This window comes from Aliiroseovarius sp. S253, from assembly GCF_049800855.1.
Lineage (GTDB): Bacteria > Pseudomonadota > Alphaproteobacteria > Rhodobacterales > Rhodobacteraceae > Aliiroseovarius.
Genome location: NZ_JBNAFW010000001.1, coordinates 1,404,741 through 1,427,180 on the forward strand (window position 1 = coordinate 1,404,741; position 22,440 = coordinate 1,427,180).

General features: G+C 52.7%; 12 protein-coding genes. 7 read left to right on the forward strand and 5 right to left on the reverse strand.

Annotated elements, in window-relative coordinates:
- Positions 1-35 precede the first annotated feature (35 nt).
- Positions 36-326: a hypothetical protein gene (locus ACP15F_RS06985; protein WP_424940096.1), complete on the forward strand. Its 291-nt coding sequence runs from the start codon at positions 36-38 to the stop codon at positions 324-326.
- Positions 327-691: 365 nt separating this feature from the next.
- Here ACP15F_RS06985 and ACP15F_RS06990 read toward each other — a convergent pair whose 3' ends face one another.
- The 5 genes from ACP15F_RS06990 to ACP15F_RS07010 form a co-directional block, all read right to left on the reverse strand.
- Positions 692-4,000 (reverse strand): DUF499 domain-containing protein, encoded by a 3,309-nt coding sequence (locus ACP15F_RS06990; RefSeq protein WP_424940097.1) that lies wholly within the window; start codon positions 3,998-4,000, stop codon positions 692-694.
- Between the two features lie 11 nt (positions 4,001-4,011).
- The gene (locus ACP15F_RS06995; protein ID WP_424940098.1) at positions 4,012-6,837 is read right to left on the reverse strand and encodes a DUF1156 domain-containing protein; all 2,826 of its coding nucleotides are present in this window, start codon (positions 6,835-6,837) and stop codon (positions 4,012-4,014) included.
- A gap of 18 nt (positions 6,838-6,855) precedes the next feature.
- Positions 6,856-7,701 carry a hypothetical protein gene (locus ACP15F_RS07000; RefSeq protein WP_424940099.1) on the reverse strand — a complete coding sequence of 282 codons (846 nt, stop codon included), beginning with the start codon at positions 7,699-7,701 and terminating at the stop codon, positions 6,856-6,858.
- Positions 7,698-11,207 carry a protein NO VEIN domain-containing protein gene (locus ACP15F_RS07005; protein ID WP_424940100.1) on the reverse strand — a complete coding sequence of 1,170 codons (3,510 nt, stop codon included), beginning with the start codon at positions 11,205-11,207 and terminating at the stop codon, positions 7,698-7,700. Before ACP15F_RS07005 ends, ACP15F_RS07000 begins: the two co-directional genes overlap by 4 nt.
- A gap of 156 nt (positions 11,208-11,363) precedes the next feature.
- Positions 11,364-13,565, reverse strand: a complete 2,202-nt coding sequence (locus ACP15F_RS07010) for a hypothetical protein (RefSeq protein WP_424940101.1) — start codon at positions 13,563-13,565, stop codon at positions 11,364-11,366.
- Between the two features lie 270 nt (positions 13,566-13,835).
- Between ACP15F_RS07010 and ACP15F_RS07015 the strand changes: the two genes are divergently transcribed.
- The 6 genes from ACP15F_RS07015 to ACP15F_RS07040 all read left to right on the forward strand — a co-directional run bounded on the left by ACP15F_RS07015 (position 13,836) and on the right by ACP15F_RS07040 (position 22,394).
- Positions 13,836-14,063 carry a helix-turn-helix domain-containing protein gene (locus tag ACP15F_RS07015; protein WP_424940102.1) on the forward strand — a complete coding sequence of 76 codons (228 nt, stop codon included), beginning with the start codon at positions 13,836-13,838 and terminating at the stop codon, positions 14,061-14,063.
- A gap of 30 nt (positions 14,064-14,093) precedes the next feature.
- A complete protein-coding gene (locus ACP15F_RS07020) occupies positions 14,094-16,199 on the forward strand; it encodes a tyrosine-type recombinase/integrase (protein WP_424940103.1) in 2,106 nt (701 codons plus the stop codon).
- A complete protein-coding gene (locus ACP15F_RS07025) occupies positions 16,196-17,527 on the forward strand; it encodes a hypothetical protein (RefSeq protein ID WP_424940104.1) in 1,332 nt (443 codons plus the stop codon). Before ACP15F_RS07020 ends, ACP15F_RS07025 begins: the two co-directional genes overlap by 4 nt.
- Before the next feature lie 367 nt (positions 17,528-17,894).
- Positions 17,895-18,272: a hypothetical protein gene (locus ACP15F_RS07030; protein WP_424940105.1), complete on the forward strand. Its 378-nt coding sequence runs from the start codon at positions 17,895-17,897 to the stop codon at positions 18,270-18,272.
- 14 nt (positions 18,273-18,286) lie between these two features.
- Entirely contained in the window at positions 18,287-18,700 is a 414-nt protein-coding gene (locus ACP15F_RS07035) for a hypothetical protein (protein WP_424940106.1), read from the forward strand.
- Between the two features lie 796 nt (positions 18,701-19,496).
- A complete protein-coding gene (locus tag ACP15F_RS07040; protein WP_424940107.1) occupies positions 19,497-22,394 on the forward strand; it encodes a UvrD-helicase domain-containing protein in 2,898 nt (965 codons plus the stop codon).
- The last annotated feature ends 46 nt before the right edge of the window (positions 22,395-22,440 follow it).

Here is a 22,440-nt window from a genome sequence, read left to right on the forward strand (position 1 = left end):
GGTGCGAAGCGGTTTTGCCGGAGATAATTCGGTTCATGAGATCTTCTGCAAAACAACTACGACTGCCGGAAGTTCAATGCGGAGAACTCGTGGCAAACATCAGACTCCTGGAAAAGCTTAGCGACGACGATTTTGCTCTCAACCATCTTCGGCGAGAGCAGAATGTAGCTTGGAGCATCAAGGCTATTCAGTCAAAAAAGGACAACTTTTTGAAATCAACAATTGGAACAAAATCCAGCTTGCCGCTGCTCGACGCCACTAAACTGGACGAGTCTCTGGAAATTCCAGACCGCCCCACCGTTGGCAGGTTAGTTTTCGATGTATGAAAGATTAAAGCCTTAATTCACGAGATGGAGCGTCGAAAAAACTCCTGCCGCAAGAAGGAAATGCCGACTTAACCAGGTCTCCCGTGGAACTTCATTCGATGAAGTAGGTGTTTCATCGATCTAACCGCTGCCTATGCAATTACTAAATAACTTGAGAATAGAACGAGGCGCCGGGGATTTTGAATCTCCGGAGCCGTCTTAGTTTCGATAAAATCCGATCCCGTCCGGGCCTTACCCTGCGCCTTGTTTGCAGCGTGCTCTCGCATGGCACTCGAAGCAGGTTGGCGGTCGTGCACGACAAAGCATTGCTTCCTATGAAAACAACGGAAAACCAACTATATTTCAGTTATATCGCCCTGCCAGACTTAGCTGATGACTTTATCGTCAAAACCCAATGTGTTGGCGTTCTCTGTCAAGGTTCTTACCACCGATTTATCAAGTCCAGACGCCACCTCAGCATCTATTTCAAGTATCAGCGAGACCTTCGCTCCTGGAAGATCGGTAAGCTGTTCGACTATAGCCTCCACCACTTGGCGCATTTCATGGGCAGGTCGATCTGAAGAAATCTGAACACTGCCGGTAAAGCGCGTCGGCAAAGCCTCAACCTCCTCGCCTTTCGCACCATCGCCGGCCCCTTCAGAAGGCTTGTCCTCTGACCCTCCTGGGTTCGCTGGGCTTCCGCCGTCCTGGTCACCATCGGGTTTTTCTTGAGCCGCCAGCTTTCCAAATTCTTCTTCAGCAACATCGGCAGCGACCAAGACGCTTCGATCGTCAATAGCTACAATCGCGTGACCCGCGCTCTGCAAATGTAGGCCTTCGTAACCTGTTCCTTCATCATAGCTTTCAGCATAGGAAAATGGCCCTGGGACAATCCCTGAAATGGCGGCTTGAACACAGGCGATCAGAACCGTTCGGCTTCTAAGTCTCGGAAGGTAGATATAACGGTTAGAATACTCCCAGATGTCCTTTAGAGGCAGCTGGCTTCTTCCATTCCAAATGTACTTCTCGAGCTCGCGGTTTAGTCGAGCTGGCCCCAATTCTGTGAAAAGCCCTTCATCGCTGACAAGCTTCTTGCTGGCGCGGGCCAATAGCCCCTCTTGTGATGGAATCTTCGCAGATGACCATTCCATCTCAGAGGTTGCGCTGTCTTGGGTCGGGAACAGAAGGTAGCACCATGCTTCTTTGAGCCTTGTTGCAACAGTATCTTGAGCCTCGGACACCTTTTCTTTCGCCAATGAGATATCGCTCTGGCGAAGGTTGAGACGATCCGTTTCATTCAAAATGCTGTTCCAAGCTCGCGACAGCCGTATGGCTTCCTGAAGATTGTCCAATTGGCGCCGGTCTGCCGCAAGAAATACAAGAGTATTACTATACACTCGAGGCGAAGTTCCACGATGAGCCAGAATGTCCTTCGCTTCGACTTCCGCTTCCGAGCCAGGGCGACCGTTATGAGGGTGTTTGACTCCAAGGACAACAACTCTCACACCGCCAGGCTCATCGGGAACATCCAAAGAGTTACTTGGGCAAACCTGAACGGCGTCGAAGAAACCTCTATCGCCGATCCCACCGATATAGCCAGCCAATGCCTTGTCGACTTCTACCTGGATAAGAGCATCTTCGATCTCCGCTGCCCGGTCTGCTGCAAGCCTGTTGAGGCTGGCGGACATAGAATACCAATACCGCCCCATGTCTCCGTGCATAAATCTGGCGTTGTTGGCCAAACGGCGAAGTGCGTCACTGAAAATGGCTGCCTTTTCTCCAGGCTGCACAACACCCAAGTTTATCCGACGGTCATCAAGACCGCGATTCTCCTGATCTCTTGAAGGTGCAGTTGCCAGGAACACCGTTCGAGCAACTCGCCTGGTCGCGGAGAACCTGTTGAGATTTGGAGCGGATTGATCGATCTTGTAGGGCGTGGAGTTCACGCCATCGACGTCACCATCGATAATCGATTGCCAAGCAATGTCGAGATAATGAAGTAGCTCTGGTTCCACCCGCGGCGAGCTAATTGCAATACTGCCGGGCATGATCATTACCGACGGGTCATTGTTCATCCACAGCTCATGAATGACCTGTGCCATTAGGCGCAGCACGCCCCTTGTACGCTGGAATTTCTCCAATGCCCCCCAACTCGTGTAGAGCTGATCGAAGACCTCAGGGTGGATGGGATAGGCTTTTTCCAACTTTCGACGATAATCCTCGTCTGCACAACCTTGAGGGAAATCACTGGCGTTCTCCCGATAGAGCTTGGCAAATTGCTTCAACGTGTTGTCGCGATGGCGGAAGTTGTCGGCAGAAACCTCTTTGAACAGGCGGCGCCGTACGATCTCGTAGCTTTCTTCCTGAGACGCCGGGCGCCAGCCTGTTCCAACCCGAGAGAAGGTTTGCTTGAGACGAGCCAAGGCCTCTTCACCACCGGTTCCGCCCACTTCGATTTGGGATTGGGGCAGAGAGGCAACCAATAGCGTCTGGGGGCTGGTTTTTACTGCTTCGGTCAATGCTTGGACAAAGAATAGGTTGGCATCGAAAGATCCCGAAGGAAGACCCTCGACGTTGTAAATTTGACGAAGGTAGGCAACCCACTCATCGATCAGGATGAGCGAAGGCCCACATTTGCGGAACAGCGCTTCGAGAAGGTCGGAGCCGGGAGCAATGCCCTTGGCATCATTTTCCGCCACCATGGCAAAGGCCTCGGCACCTCCCAGCTGCCAAGCCATTTCCCCCCAGGTGGTCCGGATTTCCTGCCCAGCTTCGTTCTTGATGACCTCCTGAGGGCCTCGCGCCGTGCCAACCAGAACAGCCCGACTGATGCCATCAGGTACGGAGTTGCCCCCTTCGGACAGCAGTTGATCCAAGCCTGGAAGATCTGAAATCCGGGTCTTTCCGGCCATGTGGTACAAGGCCAGCATCGAGTGCGTCTTTCCGCCACCGAAATTCGTTTGGAGTTCGACAACCGGGTCTCCACCCGTCCCTGACAGGCGCTTAGCGGCCCCTACGAGCAACGCACTCAAACCGTCAGTAAGGTAGGTCCGACTGAAGAATTCCTTCGGGTCACTGTATTCAGAGGGGGCGCTGCCGGCGTGAACCTTTCCCAGATCAGCCGCAAACTCTGCTTGTTGGAAGTTCCCGGTGGCAACGTCCTCATGAGGTTCGACCACTTCACGCCAGGGCAAAAGCCCAGCCACTGTTTCCGCGGAGATCGAAGTGCTGGCCGTCTTCCGACGCTCTTCATTGCGCGCCTGTTCAGACAATTGGGTGCGGATGATGGTCTTCCTCATCGCACCGATGGTCTCTGCCGAGTTCAGCGCCTCGGTAGCCTCAAGAAGCCTCCGCATACTGTCCAGGGCACGCTCTGCATCGTCATAGGAGAACTTTCCATCATGGGCGAGCTTGTTACGCACATCGATCAGCTCGTTGACGATCGAGCGATGCGTCCGTTCAAGATCGTTCCGGAAAGCATCATTCCAGAACCGCTCCATGATCTTCAAAAGTTTCTGGGTATCGAGCGTGAATTTGCCATTCTGCTCTGGCCGCCATTCCGGAAAGCGGGAGATCACCTCCTGCGGCCAGCCTTTCCCAAGGCCAGCCTCAAGGGCTCGCATCACGAAGGGATGCAGCCCCTCTTGCATGTGCTCCATGCCTTCAAAGACATATTGGCGAGTACTCTTTGCCATCTCGAATTACCTCAGACTTCAAATCTCATTTGCCGGTCTTTGCCGACGTAATTGATGGTGGCGGCCTGACGGGTCAGTTCCGTCCAATCCGCGATCAGGGCGTTGTAGGAGCGCGCCTCGGCGGCATCCTGGCGCTTGTTCGCGCTGATGTCATACAGGCAGTAGGCCAGATCTTTGACAGCTTCAGCCTTCTCAGAGCCGATCCGCTTCAAGAGCTCAGCCGCCGCATAGGAGCCGTCATTTTCCAGAGAGCGGATCAGATACTGGCAGCATTCCCAGATGGTCAGGTGAGAGTCTGTTTCTGGTTCCCAGTCAGGATCCATTTCCTCACGCTTCAGGATCCGGACTTCACCAGCGGCACTTTCCACGATCCCTGCGTGTTTCACACTCTCAACTGCAATACCCCGAGCCATTGCGATGTTGTTGGCGGTGCCGTAGTCCCCCTTGCCCATACCGAAGAGCTCGAACCATTTGATGGCAAAACCCGTGTCAGCATCGAAGTCGCCGATCACACCATCCAGGTACTCGCTGAGTTCTCGGTTGATGAGCTGCAGAGCTGTCTTCACAGACATATGGCTATCGTCTGCTTCAAGAACGGCCTTGTAGCGCGAGAACACCCCCATACCAGGGCCAATGGCCGACTGCGGCATGTCCGCAGGAGAGATATTCGCTTCCTGAAGTTCTTCAATTGCAGGGGGCAACTCTCGCCGCAATGCTCGTACGAACTCAGCGCGTGTAATTACTTCAGCCGCAACCTCCCTCTTGCGACAAACAAGCACGACAGAGTTGGCAAGAGCATTAGTACCAGAAGCGACCATTCGGTTTGCCATTTCAGTGCGAAGCGGCCAAGTCCCTACTACAGCGAAACCGGCCTCAACTACCGCCTGCAAGAAAGTAGCCCAACCAGTCGAGCTAATGCCTTCTTGATCAATTTCGCTTTGTTTGAATGCGTAGTAAATCGTGGCGGGAAAGTCATCAGAAGACTGAGTTGCCATATTCAATATTGCGGAACTCATTCCGTTTAGGAAAAACTCTTCCGCTCTCTCCCGCCCTCCGTGCCGAAAGGCTGTGGCTACGAGTTCTTCGTCTTTTGGCGTCGCCAGAATACCAAATATCCTGGGAAACACGCTCTTTAGTTCTGGTTTCATCCAGCAAAAGAAAAAATCTGAGAGGTCAGCGTATCCAATATTGTCGTAATAAGGCGGATCTGAAGAGATCACCACGTTTTCTGGATAGGTCAGAGTCTGCGCATCATGCTGAATTTCCACCCCATTTGATGCTGGCACAAATCTTTGGATCGACTTTTGAACCCACTCGACATTGTTCAAAAAATTTCCGCTTGCCGATGAGAACGGGTTCCCCTCCGCAAAGTCCCAGGTCATTGGTAAGGCTTGTCGGCCAAACGTGTTTCTCAATGCCTCCATTTTGGGCGAAGAATCCCAGGTGCAAATCGTTGAACCGCGATCAACTGATCGGTTGATCGCAAACGCCAGATAGATGCTTATAGCTTCGGCATAGGCCCTTGCGGAAAATACTCCATCTTGCAAGCGCCCTTGTTCTCGAAATAATCCGGTGTTCAAAGCATCCGCTTCAACCCGATCTCGCAGGTCATCAAGCAATTCCACGAATGTTTTGAGGGAGACAATTTGTCGGTCAGTGAATAGTTTTCCCCAAGTATCCAAACCATACCCATGACACGTGCCTCCTGTCAGGCGCGCAGGTGTTTCTCCAGTCAGGAAGTGTTGTCGAAAATCTTCAGCGGTCTCGTGGAGCATTGGTGACTGCGCAGTACCAGAGTGCTGGTTTGAGGGTTGAACATAAATTCTTCGACCCTTGCCTTGCGCTACTATCGCAATCAACTCTTGGCCGAGTTTCCCGTTGATCGCGACCTCTTTGACATAATCAGTCGTGATTGCGGCACCGGAAATCAAACACCGAAAGCTTCCCCTGCCAGCCTTTGTGCCATTTTTGGCCAGCCTAATGTCCTCAGGTGTTCCGCCGTACCGGATTTTGTATGTAATCGTCTTACTCTGTTTGTCGACGATAGGTACAATGCTCGCTTCTTTGCCTTTTTTTGATCCCAACAAAAAGCTGGAAGCTATAGGAACTTGAACGTCTGAGAACGCAGGGTCTGGGCTGGGCACCGTGCGAGACCAAATCCAAGCAATTGCTGATGCTTTCCCACCCCCAAATTCTTCAGGAAGATCAACTTCTGGGTAAAGATGCCCTATGCTCTCGAGGGCTCTATCGCGCATCCACTGACCATAGAATTTCACGTCTTCCGCGAGACCTTCCGTGTTTCGGTAATGGTTCAGATTTTTCAACCCAGAGTGGATAGGATCCAGGTCTTTGAACATTGGCGGAATTTCAATCATCGCCTTCCCGATCATGACTGCGACCGGGTTCAGGTCTGACCCATAGGCAGGCAGCCCTAAGCGCTGTGCTTCGAGCGGAATTGAACCTCCACCCGAGAAGGGATCATAAATCGGTGGCAGTTCTCCCCCGCAACTCTTACGGATTTCGACCCGCGCCCGTTCCAAAACCTCATCGTTAGTCGAATTCTCCCACTTCACCAAATCTTCGATGATCTGGAATAGCCGGTTGCGCTCGGCCTCCTGATCTTCATGCGTCGTAAATTTGTCAGGGTGGCTGGAAGGGTCGTCCACCAACTGAGCAAACAAAACCGCCCTACAGGCCGCCAGAGGCCTCCTGGCCCACCACAGGTGCAATGTAGAGGGGTGACCATGCCTGATCGACTTCTCCCGCGCAGAGGCCGCATTGATGGCTTCCAGGGGGATGGCGACTTCGATCAGTTTCTTTTTATAGGGTTCAGTCATGGTCCGAATCTTTTGTTGTTATTGCCTCGGCTGGGCCATCAATAAATCAACGCCGAGCCCGATGCGAGCGAGTTCCCGGACGACCAAGAGCTCGGTCGTGGCGTGTTGGACCCGTTCTACGTCGTCAGGCCGAGCAACATCTTCCGCTCTTTCTTCAAGCGCAGAGCGCCTTTCCAGAATTCGACCTCGGAGTTGATCTTCCGCCTGGCGAATAGAGCTTGGTAGAAATCGATCGATCTTTCGCCTCACCTCTTGGATGCTGCCCTCGAAATCAGTGTCTTTGCGTTCTGTCAGCCGATTTGACAGCGTCAAATCAAGGTTGTCATAGGTGTTCAGTTTCACCTCTTTTGGTTCCGAGCAGCGCCATGCCAAGATCGACCCGGATGTATAGGCCACCGAATGAGACTTGTTGTCAGGAAGTGGGCCGATGTCATTAGGGGAGAAAAGCGCGGTTTGCTGATGAACGGAGCCCGCGCAATAGGCGGTGTTGAAGTCGCCGTTGGTTTCCAACAATGGGGATGCGTAGAACACAGCCCCTGGGAAGTCCCTCTCAAGCGCGATGAGATGGGCGTGCTGATCCGACTGATCCCGCCTCATGAGAGGCATTCGGAAGAACGGTGTGGACAGCCCCCGTAGTCGGAGGGTTGCAATCTCTTTTGCGGTGTCTCGGACCATCAGCTCAGGAAGCTTGAACTGGAAAAATACTGGCACGCCTGGGTAGTCGATCCGGACGTCGTACCCAAGCTGCGCCTCTTGCACCAAGTTGGGGAATACCGGTGCCCCAGACGGCCGTGTCGCCGAAGCCCGCACCAGGTTTTCCGTGAAGGCATAACCGAAAGAGAATTCCGTGTACCCGAGTTTCAATTCGGCACCTCCGATCGTTCCAGCAACCCCTTCAACTTGAACTGAATGGCCGTTGTATCGAAGCTGGGTTCATGCTCCTGGAGCGCGCCCCGAACATATCGTGGCTCTTGCGCATACCCCTCTGTGATTTTCACAATTGCGAGAATGTATTTGTCCGGCTCATGCAGAGAGGTGATGATTTCCTGCCTGGTAAGCATCACCGTGTCAGCACTGTCGATGCGACCTTTCACCTCGATGAACCTGAAATGACCAGTCGTTGGATCAAAGGATTCAATATCATACCCGACCTTCTGAGCCGAAACATCTTTCGGCTCGTTGCCGAGAGCTTTCTCAGCAGCCGTTACAGCTTCCATGGCTTTGAGTTCAATTTCCCGCCTTGCCACAGGATCTTCGGAGAACCCTCCTGTGGCCCCAAACGAAGAACCCTGTTGATTGGCAGCAATCAATCCCTTCGGCAGCACAAGCATGCCACCACGGATGTTTGGCGGAACCGACGATAGAAACTTCTCGCTCTCGAGCGCTTCCAGCCTTCTCTTTAGACGATCAGCAAGCTCCTCGGCCCGACGTTCAGCATTTCGCCAGTTGAGACGCGTTTTCTTTCCCGCTCTCTCATCTTCCCGAAGCTCAGCTGCACGATTGTCCCAAAAATTGATCTCCTTCCTGAGACGTGTTCTGACCTCACGCTCAACCTTCTCGATTTCAGGAATCTTTCTTTCTCGAACCTCTGACAGGTGTTTCTGGGCCAACTCCAACGTGGCGTATTCGATGACCTGGGTCTCGATGCCGCGCTTAAACCAATCAATCGCTCCAGCACCCTCTGCGATAGCAACCTCTTCATCGGTTGCAGGCCGAAAGTTGAGATGAGGAGCAATACCCGCACTCTCAGTAGTCCCCTCCTGATCTACCGAGACGAATTGAAGTTTTTCGGAAACAACATGAGGCACTCCGTCAGCGGTAAAACTGGCATCTTTCACAGCGTGATCGAGGAGGAAAATCGCCGAAGGCACATCACCTTCATCGGTATCGTCTATGAATATCGACCCCTGTTTCAGGACGTGACCGTACTTTTCACGCAGGATGCTAATCAAAGACTCGAGCAATGGATGTCCTGGGCAGACAAATTCCGCGACCGGCTGCTGATTGATTTTCGACTTCTCGAAACAAACCCTTTCATACTTCTTTTGCAGAGGTGCTCCCAGTCCAATCTGTCTATCACGTTCACGAAGTACAACTGGAACGTGGTGCAGTTCAAACCGACCTACTTCCCGCTCTGTCAGCTTCCCACCCAGCCTTCTGAAGCCTTCAACGAAGAAACTTTGGATGTGATGGGGCTGCAACCTCTGAGCCTCGGCTCTTTCGATCTCCTTGCGAATTTCTTCAACCTGCGCAGCAGGCATCGTTTCGTTGGTAAGAGCCCTACGTTTGAGTAGATCCAGAAGATGGCCTTGGTCTACTGCGCCGTCTACTTTTTGAAAGAGTTGGGCTTTCACATCTGGTCGTTCACCATACTGAATTGCTTCGAACAGCAGATCTCGAAGCGCTGTGCCCTCGAAGAGTTCACCCAATACGTCATACACTCGACCGCCAAGAGCTTCGCGGGCTGCCTCCAATTTGTCTAACAGCCGAGCATATACTTCACCCTCCCTGGTATCGGCTGCTACTAAATTCCAAAGATGGCAAACTTCTGTTTGTCCGATCCGGTGAATGCGCCCAAATCGCTGTTCGATTTTGTTGGGGTTCCACGGCAGGTCATAGTTCACCATTAAATGACCCCGTTGAAGGTTGACCCCTTCACCCGCCGCATCGTTGGCAATCAAGACAAGAAGATCCTTGTCCTGCATGAACCGCTCTGTGATTTTTCGCCGTTCTTCGCGTGTTACACCACCATGTATAACTTCAACCGCTTCAGGCTTTCCAATTCGTGATCTCACCTTTTCCTGGAGATAGAAAAGAGTATCTTTGGGTTCCGTGAAAATGATCAATTTTCGCCTGTTGCCTTCGTCGTCAGACATTAAATTGTCATCGAGGATCTTGTTGAGTTGGGACCACTTCGTATCTCTGCCCGAACTCAAGACTTGAAGAGCCTTTTGTTCCAGCCCCTTTAACGTCTCCACCTCTATTTCCAGCTGCTCGATGCTTTCAGCGCTTGTGGTCGACGAAGTCAGCTCATCCTCAATATCCTCAACTTCATCGTAGCTGAATTCATCAATGTTTCTCAGGACTTCTTCTGACGCGATCTCAACTTTCCAGCGTGCACGTGTTCCGCTCCGCTGAATTTTCGCCTCCCCCAACTCTGCTTCCAATCGCTCTCGGCGGCGTTTCAGTGATTGGAAGATTGCTGCAGGGGACGACGCCAATCGTCTTTGAAGAATCTGGAGAGCGAACCCCACATTGTTGCGTTTCTTCCCGTCCCCTTCAGCAAATCTCATGACTCGGTTCATCTCATTTCGAACGTAGTCCGAAACAGCTGCATAGAGACTCGCTTCGAGATCAGACAACTCGTATTTGACGGTGTAGGCGCGTCTTTCCGGAAACAAAGGCCGGCCGTCGAATTTAAGAAGTTCTTCTTTCGTCAATCGCCTCATCATGTCCGTGGTGTCGGCAAAATGAACACCATCTCGAAATCGGCCTTCAAAACGATCTCCGTCCAGAAGAGCCATAAAGAGTTGAAAGTCCTCCTCCTTACCGTTGTGCGGTGTTGCTGACATCAACAGAAAGTGTCGGCAAATTGTTCCCAGGAGTTGCCCTAACTGATAGCGCTTTGTGTATTTGACATCCCCACCGAAGAAGGTCGCGGACATCCGGTGAGCCTCATCACAGATAATCAGATCCCATTCCTCTGCCTTTCGCAGCTTGTCCTGGAGGTCTTCATTTCTGGCCAACACATCCAGCCGCGCAATGAGTCGTTTACGGTCGTTGAAGGGATTTCCTGAGCGCGACGTTTCGATCATGTCTCTCGACAGAATATCGAACTCGAGATGAAATTTTTCACCAAGTTCATCCTGCCATTGTTCGACGAGGCTTCCAGGAGCGACAACCAAACAACGGTCAAGATCACTTCTCGCAATCAGCTCCTTGATTAGGAGGCCAGACATGATGGTTTTTCCTGCACCAGGATCATCAGCCAACAGAAACCTGAGCGGTTGCCTGGGAAGCATTTCTCCATAAACCGCTGAAATCTGGTGAGGCAGAGGTTCAACAAGGCTCGTATGCATCGCCAGAAAGGGATCAAAATGATAGGCCAACTTGATCCGGTTAGCTTCTGTCAACAGACGGAGCAAAGAGCCGTCACCGTCAAGGGCCCATGGTCGACCAGCCGAAACAACACCTAAGCGGGCCTCGTCATCAGGGAACAGAGTTGTTTCCGAAACAACGCCACTTTCATCTCTGTACACAAGATTCACCGCCTGCTTACCGATCCACGAAACGGCAACCACGTGAACGGGAGCCTTGGGGTTAATCCCAGTTAAGACATCACCGGGCCTCAGATTGTTGAGTGCGTACATTTTTTGTTCCGAACAACATTACAACTATGGAGGCAAACTGACGCACAACCAGAAGATTATCCAGATCAAATTGAAGCACTGCGTCAGCACTGGAAGCGGCATCAGATCGCCCTATCACGTTGACACACCCCATGATGAATTCATCAAAGAAAGCCGTCAGCAATCGACAACACGAAGACTACCCCAGAGACGCTCGGCATTTTCTGCTAAGCCTTCTTCTCCAAAGAACAAAATAGCCGTTTCTTCACGTGCATAGCGAATTTTCCTCTTGAAGGAGATCGTTCCTATCCGCCCGTCGTCACAGAGCCATCTGCATCTTCCATCGTTAAACTCTTTCTGAGGCCGGTGCCTCTTTAGAAATGTACGGGCAGCTTCCAGACTCGTGAAGATTTTGGGTGCGGCATGAACTAATCCATCCGGCGACAACCTAATACCGCCCTTTTCGAGGAGACCATCCGTAACCGCCGCTTCAATCCTATGCGGAGACAAGTCCTGCCAGGAAATCAATTCATCAACCGGCATTCCTGGGATCGGTATGTTGCACCCAATGAGCACTCGTTTGCGATAAGACGATCGAGCCAAACGAAGGCGTTCAATCAACTGCCGAGAGGAGTATTCGCGCGACTGCAACTGCAAACGGCGGACGCGCCGGTCCGGGTGGCAAGGTGTCTGGACTGCCTTGGCCGATCCATCTGCCATTTCGTAGGCAACCTCTACGGCAGGCATGCGCATCAATCCTGTCTCATCTGGCTCTATTAGATCAAGGGGCATACCCGGTGTATCTCCCCAAAGCGCCCGTGCCTGATCCTCCAGCGCCGTTACCGGCAACTCCTCTCGTCCCATGACAACGACACTCGAGCAGTCCTTGTACCTGTTCGAACCAAGCGCGCGACCGCCGAACCAGAGCCAATCGGCCCCTTGCAGCTTTGTTTCGAGCATGAATTCGGAAACCTGTTCTTCGGTCATTCCATCGAAGGAGTGCCCGGCATCCTCGAAGAACGCACGGACGACCTTGCGTGTCGCGCCGACCAACACGCCACTATCGTGTCCCAACTTGTCGATGAGCACTTCCCGGGCGATGATCTGCCGCCAAGTTTCCCGAATGCCTGGCTTGGTCAGCAGGCTCCCATTCGTCATGCGACGATCATGAAGCTGTGTGATTTTTGCATTGGGACGAAGCGCGACTTCGTGCTTTGTGCGTACATCACAGCCGAGGGCAGAAAGGATGTCGTCGTCGGCATCCGCATCAAGCACCAGCATTGGTTCGGAATGGTATAGTTCCTTGCGGCGCAAGACCCGGATGAGATATCTTTCGCCATCCGTGCGAAGTCGAAGCCGCTCTGTTTCTGAAAGGCCGGCCTCCTTTGCAGCAGCTAATACAGACCAAATCGCCGCGAACCTGGAAACTTGGCGAAAGCAAAATTCGGCACGTTTCAGTAGTTGGTCTTGAAGAACACCGCTCTGATCAGGGGCCAAATTCGGGTCTGGCGCCTTTCCCTGCCACTCCAACGCGGCAAACTTTGAATAATCCTCGGATGAAAACGACAGGGATAGCGGAGAAGCCCCGCCAATCAACGCCGCCGCGACCTGCTTCGCTGCATCCAGAAGGTCCGCATGGTCGCAGGCCATCGATCTTGGAAAGAAGGTGCGGGGTTCGGTGAAGGCCGCAACTGGGACATCCCTGATCGACAAGAACTGCTGCCAAAATGTTTCATCGACGATCCGCAAATCGCATTTCTCAACCGGATCTGGTAGGGAAAGATAATTCGTGGCGAGGAAAGCGTGTTCCGCTTCGGTCCGGAATTGTTGCAGATACGCGCACTGGGAAAAGTGCTGACACCGTATTTCGTTCCCATCCTCTTCGACGCGCCTGCAAAAACTGTCACGGACACCGATACCCAATCGGCTGGCGCGTTCAACAAGATCGACCTTAACGCACATCGTTCCCAAGCCATCCTGGCGCTTAGCAGAACGGCCACGTATTGCTTGCGCCTTAAGGCCAAGATCGCAAGCCTCGTTGGCGGCTTCCTCGGCAAGATCCAAGGTTGGCAAGTGGAATGACACGCGGCATTCATCGCCCCGGCGCGCCTTTTCCGACATCAATAACCTTGCCAACCGGCTTTTCCCTGCACCTGGGCTTGCGCGACATACGACGGTAGCAACGCCACAGGTTGTTTCGGCACAGCTTGCGAGAACCTCATAGGCGCCTTCCAACGCTTCGCGCAGATCACCGTCCACCTCCGTGAGTGTGGTGAATTTTGTCATGGGTGCTGGCAAGCCGCTGTCGAATGCGCCCTGCCCCGTAAACCTTCCAGATCCGTCCCTCAGAGCGCCGGTCGAGGAGAAATTCGTGTTCATCGTCAGTTTTCCGTTTCATTTCAACTGACGGGGAAGTCGGTCTGTTGCGGAAACCACGGAAACAGCGGTTTGATCCGGAAGACTTGGGGCAGACCGGAAATAGGTTTCATATTACTGGCGTGACCCATTTTTCGGTCACAACAAAGCTCCGACAAACAAATCTCAGCGAACAAGAACGTAAACAATGCGCTGCAGTTATTTTATTTCTTATAAAATTTCCGCTCGGCGCTGCAGGGAACCATTTCCTCTCCAGAAAAAGGGAGGAAACCAATGAAAACACCAATGTACTATTCAACAAACGAAGTCGCCGAAATATTCAAGCGCGACCCGCACACGATCCGGGACTGGATCAACCACGGCTGCCCGACACCGAACGGGCCGGTCAAGCTGCAAGCGGCGAAACTGGGAAAATCCTGGACAGTCAAAGACGAGTGGCTCGCGGTCTTCGAGCTTCGAGTCCGGCCTGAGATCGGAAGGCCGGATCTCGACCTCGAATGACCAATCATCCTTTGAACTGGAGCAAGCAAGATGACACTCGTGCAAACCCTGAACGATTACCTCGAAACCAACGGTGAATCCAGGCGGTCTCTATCGCTGCGCGCGGGTCTGAACGCTAAGGCGGTGGCCGACATTCTAAACATTCCAGGCCTCCAACCCCGTCACACGACTCTCGTCGCCCTATCAGATGCAATGGGCCAGGACCTTTCCAAACTTGGAGCGGAGTCTCCACGGACTTATTCGGACCTGATCACGGAAGCCAAGGCCGCAGGGCAAAACACGTTGAGTTCGCGCCTGGGCTGGCTTTGCAGAAATGCTGGCTGGGTGCCGGAACTGAAAGTCGTCTGCAAGCAAGATGTGATCGACTTTTTCGACCACCACACACCTGCCAGCTTCAATTTGACCAAGGGCAGCATGGCGACTTACCGGTCTATGCTGGTAGGTGCCGCAAGTAGCGGGCAGTCACGTCGGCGCAATCGTCGTATTGATGATATCGGAGGGGTCTACAAAGAGGTCCACGAAGCGATCCGGGAAAGCGACCTGCCTGAATCTGCTCGACTGATTTCGGGATCGTTTCTCCTCTTCCTCAATGATGAAGGCATTCAGCCCAGCGAGGTCACAACAGAAACGTTGGCTGGGTACTATCGTCATCGAGTCAGGGTTTCTGCCAAAGGAGAAGCCCAATGCGAAAAACACGTCCGCGAGATTGCGAGCCTACTGCAAATCTTGTCAGGCCATCCCGAACTCTCGAAGTTCGGGTTTTCTGCCACTTCGCACCCATTCGAAGATGGCCGCGACAAGTTTGGTGTCTGTAGTTCCCAACTCACATCGTTGCTCGAAGAGTTCGACAATCGGGTTGCGCCTTGGGCCACTGGCCGAATGTCGCGAGACGGTCTGTCGCGAACCGACTTCATCGCTTCGCTCGACGCAATGGAAAATCCAGTGTCCGATAAGAAAGCGCGCCTCAGGGCCGCAAAGAAGAAACGGCATGTCCTCTCAGAAAAACCAAAAGAAACAGGCGCGCCTGCACTCATGGCTTCGAAAGGGTTTTTGACCGGCAAAAGCCGGTGGGCCGAAAAGACATTGGCTTGCCGCCGGGGCTATGTCCTCTCCATGGCCAAGGCTATTGTTGCCGCAACAGACGTTGTCCCGGAGACGCTCGAGGAACTGACAGACCCCGAGTTTCTCGAAATCGGTGCGGAAACGCTCGCAGATGGTAACAAGAGCGAATTTCCCAGCGGCTATGTTTCAAGTGTTCTGAAGGCAATGCGCAAGATCGCCTCCGATTTCATGGGGCGCTCGGCTGAGGATCTGGAAGAGATTTCCGATCTCATCGCGCTTCACAACCCTGGCTTCAAAGGAATTTCACCAAGAAATCGGGCAAAACTCCATCAGTTCACCGAGGATAAGATATTTCAGACCATGAACCTGACGGACACCGTGATCTTAATCGTGAACACTGAAATCGACAGGCGCCGGCGTCAACAAGGAAAGAAGACTGGCACACTTCCCGCCAAGGTCGATGTCATGGATAGCAACCTGATCCGCGACGTCATGGCGGCATTGGCCCACGACATCCTGATGAGCCGAGCTCCCCGAAGCGACAACGTGTTGCGTGCTCGGCTGGATTGGGTCTCTTGGCAAGACGACCGGGCCCGGCTTACCATCCCAGCCATCGAGGTCAAAATGCGCGACAAAGGCGATGCGGACCTGCCCATTCCGCTGAGTGAGCGAACAAGCCGTCTTTTGAGGAACTACCTCGAAGTTCTTCGCCCACGGATCCTCAGTGCCGAAGACAAGCAAAACCCCTACCTGTTTCCGTCACAGGGTGAGAAGGCGCGGGGCAAACACTTCAGCACGCTGCTCAAGCGTGTGACCCGTCTTTTGGAGAGGCATGTCGGGGTGAGCATTCACCCCCATCTTTACCGTCACCTGATCGGATGGATCTGGCTGAAAGACAGCCCGGATAATCTGCCAAAAGTGCAGCGACTGTTGGGTCATAAAAGCCTGCAAACCACCCTCGACTACTACGCCGAGATCGATGAAACGCTTGTTCTGGATGAGTGGCAGGAGAAACTGAACATGAATTTCGACGCCACCTCGCCAAGGAGGGGGTCAACAAGGAGCAAAAAATGACTGACAACCAGCATCTTCAGCTCATCGCGGATATCCGTTCTGCAACCCTCGAAGATCCAGTCCCCGGGAGGGCCGAACTGTCGGCCCACCTGCAACAGCGCGTTGATGAAGTCGGCGCAAGAGCCCTGGCCGAATTCGCTCATGTTCAACGCTTGGCGAGTGAAAAATGGGGGCCAAGCCCGACCGCGCATTTCGGGCAGATCCTGCGCAGCCATCGTGTCACGCCGAAACCGACCCGTAAATCTGCATGGAAAAAGGTCGAGGAAGCCATCTGGCACCTACCCGCAACGTGGCGGCATCCCATGGCCGAACACATGGCTTTGTCGAGGAAGGGAAAGCGGGTCACAGGAGGTAAAATCTGGAGCGCCAGCTATTTCATATCGGTCATCAACGCGATGAGGAGATGGAAAGACTTCTGCACTCATTCCGGTCTCGACCTGACGCCTACCGGTACAACGCTCGAAGCTTTCGGAAAGCATCTACTCGAAAGAGATAGAGCGCATGGACAGGCCGCGACCATTCGTTCGGTTTCAGACTACATGTTGCGTATGCTGGGTGGCGTTTCACTTGTAGAGCCAAGCTTCTCATCCCCTGCCTGCGAGTTCGTTGCGAACGACTGGCGCGAGCGTGCAAAGTCCGAAGGCCCGAGCACCAAGACGGGCGCGCAACTCGTCGGCGCATCTGCAATCTATGGGCTTGGATTTCATCACATCGAGGAAGCCAGATCGCGCTCAATGCGTGGTCTGCACGCTGCCCTGCAATTTCGCAACGGATTGATCCTGGCAACTGGCACGGCGGTGCCACAACGCGCTCGAGCCTTATCATGCTTCGAGCTCGACAGCACACTCAGGCTGCTCGACAGCGAGACCATCCAAGTCTGCATCCCCGCTTCGATGCTGAAACTCCCGGAAGACCGAAAACAAGGTGAACCTTTCATTCGGACATTCCGAAACGCCCAATTAGCAGTGGCACTCCTGGAGTACCGCCAATCATTTCGCCCAATCTTCGACGACGGTTTGGCACTGTTTCCATCCGTCAAATCTCGGAACGCGGCAATCAGCGAAGAGCAAATTGGCAGGCTAACCGGCAACATGACCGAGAAGGCCTTTGGTGTCAGGATCCCTATTCAGCGCTTGCGAGACAATGTTGCGACCGAAGCCAGCGAAACATTGGCCGGGGGTGGGCGGGCTGCCACGTCTTTGCTCGACCACAAATCGGCGGCAACGACGGCCCGCCACTACGACCATTCCGAAGGTATTGGAGCTGCCAAGGAATTCGGTAACTTTCTCACATCCTGCCGAGGAACCGGCGTGGACCTGGACATTTAATGGCGGCCGGCGGTACCCGTTGGCCACCACAAGCCCCTGTAATTTCCGTATTTTCCGCGTCATGTTGAGAACGGGGCATCATCACCCGCACGGGGTGATTAGAGCCCATTTTCAACAAAATCCGCTGTTCGCCCGAACTTCCTTGACACGCTGACACACGAGACAGCGCAACTCAACACAATGAGAATTAAAGAAAGAAGGCCTGATTGGAAGATCACCAGTTCAGCGCATTCCTCGGGGTAAGAACGCGCTGAACTGGCACATCCAATCAACAGAACATCAGGAAGAGACCATGAAATGAAACAACACCAAGACACCCCGCCGAACATCTTGATCGTCACATTCACAACCAAGGAAGGAGTTCTTTATGACGTATCAAGCCTCCCCAGCCATAAAGGCATTACTAATATTTCTCTACGACCGATACGAAGCGGTGCAAAATGCTGCGTTTCTTCTCGGCGGGAGAGAAGCACTAAAACGAGTTCAGCATCTGGTTGAGCACCTGCGCACCACCAGGCAGCTAAACCGTCATACCAAGATCGATCTGATAGAAATTCACAAGGTGCTTTCTCTACAATATGTGGGTGATCCTCAAAAAGTCGAAACAAGCCTGTTTGCCGATTTAGAACCAGATGATCCCGTCGTTGAGGAGATCTGTGTACTAACCGATGAGCTGACCACTCATCTTGAGGCCATCGCCGCTGAAGCAGTTGATAACAGCCTCGCACTTGAACTTGCAGCTTAATGGGAGGATCAAGAGTGACTCAATCTCAAGAAATCCTCCCTGACCTCGAGTTTTTGGCCCTTCAAGCCATCCGAACTGGTCGTCAACTTGCGAAATCATGGCGGGCAAGCTTTCCGGAAATAGACGGAAAACTCCACGCCAAATTCGGAAATACCCTTATCCGGTTGAATGAAGGCGAAGTCTTCTCGAGCTATGATGAGCATATCTGGCCAAAAATGGAACAGGCCCTCGTCAAAGATCTAAACGAGTATCGGGACGGATACGGGTCATACGCGCTGGAATCCGATACCCGCTACGACGATCTTTGGGATCGCGAGCTGGAAGAGAAGCGCCGGTTGATGGAATGCTGGAAAGCATTCAAGTCGGCACGGCAGATGCTAATAGATCGGCGGCGCAGCGTGAAATACGCGGCTTTCTTCGCGGGATAAATTAGGGAAGAAGCCGGCATCCTTTCGGATGCTGGCTTTTTTCATTTTGTAGTATCCACAAATCGTTTTGCTCGAAGCTCCTTGGCAGGTATTCAACGAAAACAAGTCACCCCTACCCTACAAAATATTTTTCGTGGGGTAAGAAATTGGCCAATATATACCCCACAACATTTGTTTCACGGGATATGTCACGATCAAGCATCACCCTGCAACCGGGGCCGCGGCCTGAACAAATCTTCTGCGATCCCTGAATGACAGATCATTCTCCAACCCGCCTCGTCATCCCATGTTTACAGCTTTTCAGGTGACAGACTCTTTCGAAGCATATCATAGAAAATATCCATGTTATCAGTGGGTTCAGACACAGCAGTACCGGATTCCCAGTCAGGCCCTACAACCTCATGAATAATCGGCATCTCTCCTGATCAAGCGCGCTTGCCAGCCCAATTCCGACAGCGACATAAAAGACTCGAAACTGAACATTCATTTGCGAAGAGCCGCAAACGCACCATCGGCCTTTCCTCCGCGAGCGACGGTTATCCGTTGGAAATGGCCTTACACATGAGATCCGACAAGAACTTCTGGACCGACATTTAGATTTCTTTGGTTCCACGGTTGTTATTGATGGACAGGAGATTTGATCATTGAACAATTTGAAAGAACGGTGTGTTTGATCAACTGGGCGAATGCGAAACTCTGCATCCAATGAATTCGTTTTCTTTCGCGAGGGCCGTTATCGCGCTGGAAGTAGCCTGTCCCAATTGGTATTCGCCTATTAGTTTACGACCATGATCCAATGCACTTAGATTCAAACAAAGTTATTTATCTTCTATTCGACAAATGGCGAGGAAACTCATCATCGCTTACTTTCGACGGAACGAAGATTTCGAGCCTTGCGCCACGAACAGTGACGATTGAGCTATCTGATCTGCTCAAAACTCCAAATATCACCCAGAAACCATTTGGTTCGGAATTGCTCCTAACAGCCGAGGCGGACAATCCATTCCTCCGCATTCGTTGTGGAAACAAACGCAATACAGAGCGGTTTTCAAAGGCCGTGGAGCAGGCTTGGCGCGCCCACAATGTATCCCAGTTGAGCGCCCAATCTGAGACGATTTCTGACGTCTTGGCTGTGATCAACGGGCTATCTGAACCTAAAAGTTACCCATCCGCCTGTCTTCTCAACCCGGTTCTAAACTCAGCCCAGGAGCTCGAGCAAAAGCTCTTCTGCAGGTTGAGAACAGAAGCACTTGATCAAACTCTCATCGCCGACATCAATACAATTAGAGGCTTCCTGTCCTCCCCCCAAAAACTCCGCAATGAAGCGATCGCAAAGTTTGAGAAACAGCAACTGGATCGATGGGCAGATTTCTTCGACAGCTTTGAGAAGAACCCCCTTACACCCGAACAGCGTCTTTCAATAATCGCGGACGAAGACGCGACGTTGGTGCTTGCCGGAGCGGGCTCAGGAAAAACAAGTGTCATCACTGCCAAGGCTGGCTACTTGATTAAGGCTGAAATCCGCAAACCTCATGAAATATTGCTTCTTGCTTTTGCGCGAGATGCTGCGACCGAAATGTCCGAGCGCATCGTGGAGAGATGTGGTGAACCTGTAGAGGCGTGCACATTCCACGCCTTGGCCTATGACATCATTGGCCAGGTCGAAGGAGGAAAGCCCGCTCTCGCAGCGCACGCGACCGATGACATCGCATTTCTGGATTTGATAAAGAACATCCTGATCCAGCTTGTTGCCAAGGTCTCAGAAGCCTCCAAGGCGATCATCAAATGGTTCTCCTCCGCGCGACTGGAAGGAAAATCTGAATGGGATTTCAAACGTAAACACGACTTCTACACCTATCTCGAGAAAGAGGACCTCCGCACGCTTCAAGGGGAAAAGGTCAAGAGTTTCGAAGAGCTTATGATTGCCAACTGGCTCTATGAAAACGGTATCGAGTATGAATACGAACCTGACTACGAGTTCGACACGTCTGACCCGACCAAGCGGAACTACTGCCCAGATTTTCGCCTGACGAAAAGCGGCGTGTATCTCGAGCATTTCGGGGTTAGAAAAAAACGAGAGCGTGACGGGACTGAAGGCCTCGCAACAGCCCCATGGGTTGATCGGGATGAATATCTCGAGGGTATGGATTGGAAGCGCCGTGTCCATCAGGAAAACGACACTTCGCTGCTTGAGACCTACAGCTACGAACGCCAAGAGGGTCGGCTTCTCGAAGCACTCGAGAAGAAGATTGAACCGTACGCCACCTTGCGTCCACGCCCACGTGAAGAACTCTTTGATCGCGTTGTCGAGATGAATCAGATCGATGGTTTTGTGCGTCTCCTGGGCAGCTTTCTCCGCAACTTCAAAAGTGGCGGATATACCATTGGGGATTGCGAGCAAAAAGCCTCCAAGGCGAAACTCGGAGGCCGTGCCACGGCTTTTCTAACGATATTCAAACCAGTTCACGAAGCCTATGAGCAGAGCCTTGGTGGTCGCATTGATTTTGAGGACATGGTCTTGCGAGCTGCAAAATATGCTGAAAACGGCCGTTTCAAGAGCCCGTTCGGGCACATCCTGGTGGATGAGTTTCAGGATATATCTCGCAGTCGCGCTCGCCTTGTCAAAGCGTTACTTTCTCAACGTGACGACGCTCGACTGTTTGCTGTCGGGGATGATTGGCAGTCGATCTACCGTTTTGCCGGGTCCGATATTCACCTGATGAGGAATTTCGGCTCTGAGTTCGGTGGGGAATTCGACGGTGCGACTGGCATTCACTGTACAGTGGATCTGGGCCGCACCTTTAGATCCGTTGACAAAATTGCATTTGCGGCGCGTCGGTTTGTCCTTCGGAATCCGACACAGCTGACGAAAACGGTTGTTCCTGCAGGAACCTCAAAGGGGCCAGCCATTCAGATCGTTTCGACGTTCCGACACGACAGTGAGCAAAAGTTGTCTACGGTTCTCTCAACCTTGCAAGCTCGAGCCAAATCCGAAGGTGCCTCTATCTCTGTTCTCCTCTTGGGGCGGTATCGGCACTCGGCACTGGGCAACCTCCGGAAGCAAAAGGAAGAGCACCCCAACCTCGACATCACCTTCAAAACGATACATTCATCCAAAGGCCTGGAAGCAGATCACGTCATCCTCCTGGAGGTTTTCAGCGGGAGAACCGGATTTCCCTCTGAAATTGTTGATGACCCTCTCCTCACCATGGTTTCGCCTGAGGCAGAGCCCTTCGAGCACGCAGAAGAACGGCGTGTCATGTATGTCGCAATGACCCGAGCGCGAGAAACCCTCACCATCATGGCTTCAGCTGCCCGGCAATCTGTGTTTGTCGGAGAGCTGCTGGACGACGTGGAATATGGGGTTGAAGCAAAGCAGACGACGGTCGCCAAGTCACATGCTTGTGGGGACTGCGGAGGCCATCTTTTCGCCGTTCCCAAAAAGGACGGCGGAATGTTCTATCGATGCGAACACACAGAACTGTGCGGAAACATACTCCCTGCCTGCACAGCCTGCGGTATCGGCTTCCCGGTAAGAGACAACCGAAGTAAACGTGCCAAATGCGTTTGCGGACAAGCGTACCGGCCTTGCCCCAAATGCAGCGAAGGTTGGTTAGTTGAAAGAAAAGGTCGTTACGGAAAGTTTCTGGGATGCGTGAAGTACCCAAGATGTAACGGCAAGGGAAAGCTCTAACTACGCGTTCCTATTCGACAGAAACTTTGGTTGTCCTTTTTCAGCA

Bases quoted from the DNA above. Each gene is read 5' to 3' on its own strand.
- ACP15F_RS06990 (WP_424940097.1), bottom strand. From the start codon at position 4,000: ATGGCAAAGAGTACTCGCCAATATGTCTTTGAAGGCATGGAGCACATG.
- ACP15F_RS06995 (WP_424940098.1), bottom strand. From the start codon at position 6,837: ATGACTGAACCCTATAAAAAGAAACTGATCGAAGTCGCCATCCCCCTG.
- ACP15F_RS06985 (WP_424940096.1), top strand. From the start codon at position 36: ATGAGATCTTCTGCAAAACAACTACGACTGCCGGAAGTTCAATGCGGA.
- ACP15F_RS07015 (WP_424940102.1), top strand. From the start codon at position 13,836: ATGAAAACACCAATGTACTATTCAACAAACGAAGTCGCCGAAATATTC.
- ACP15F_RS07040 (WP_424940107.1), top strand. From the start codon at position 19,497: ATGCACTTAGATTCAAACAAAGTTATTTATCTTCTATTCGACAAATGG.
- ACP15F_RS07005 (WP_424940100.1), bottom strand. From the start codon at position 11,207: ATGTACGCACTCAACAATCTGAGGCCCGGTGATGTCTTAACTGGGATT.
- ACP15F_RS07020 (WP_424940103.1), top strand. From the start codon at position 14,094: ATGACACTCGTGCAAACCCTGAACGATTACCTCGAAACCAACGGTGAA.
- ACP15F_RS07030 (WP_424940105.1), top strand. From the start codon at position 17,895: ATGACGTATCAAGCCTCCCCAGCCATAAAGGCATTACTAATATTTCTC.
- ACP15F_RS07025 (WP_424940104.1), top strand. From the start codon at position 16,196: ATGACTGACAACCAGCATCTTCAGCTCATCGCGGATATCCGTTCTGCA.
- ACP15F_RS07010 (WP_424940101.1), bottom strand. From the start codon at position 13,565: ATGAACACGAATTTCTCCTCGACCGGCGCTCTGAGGGACGGATCTGGA.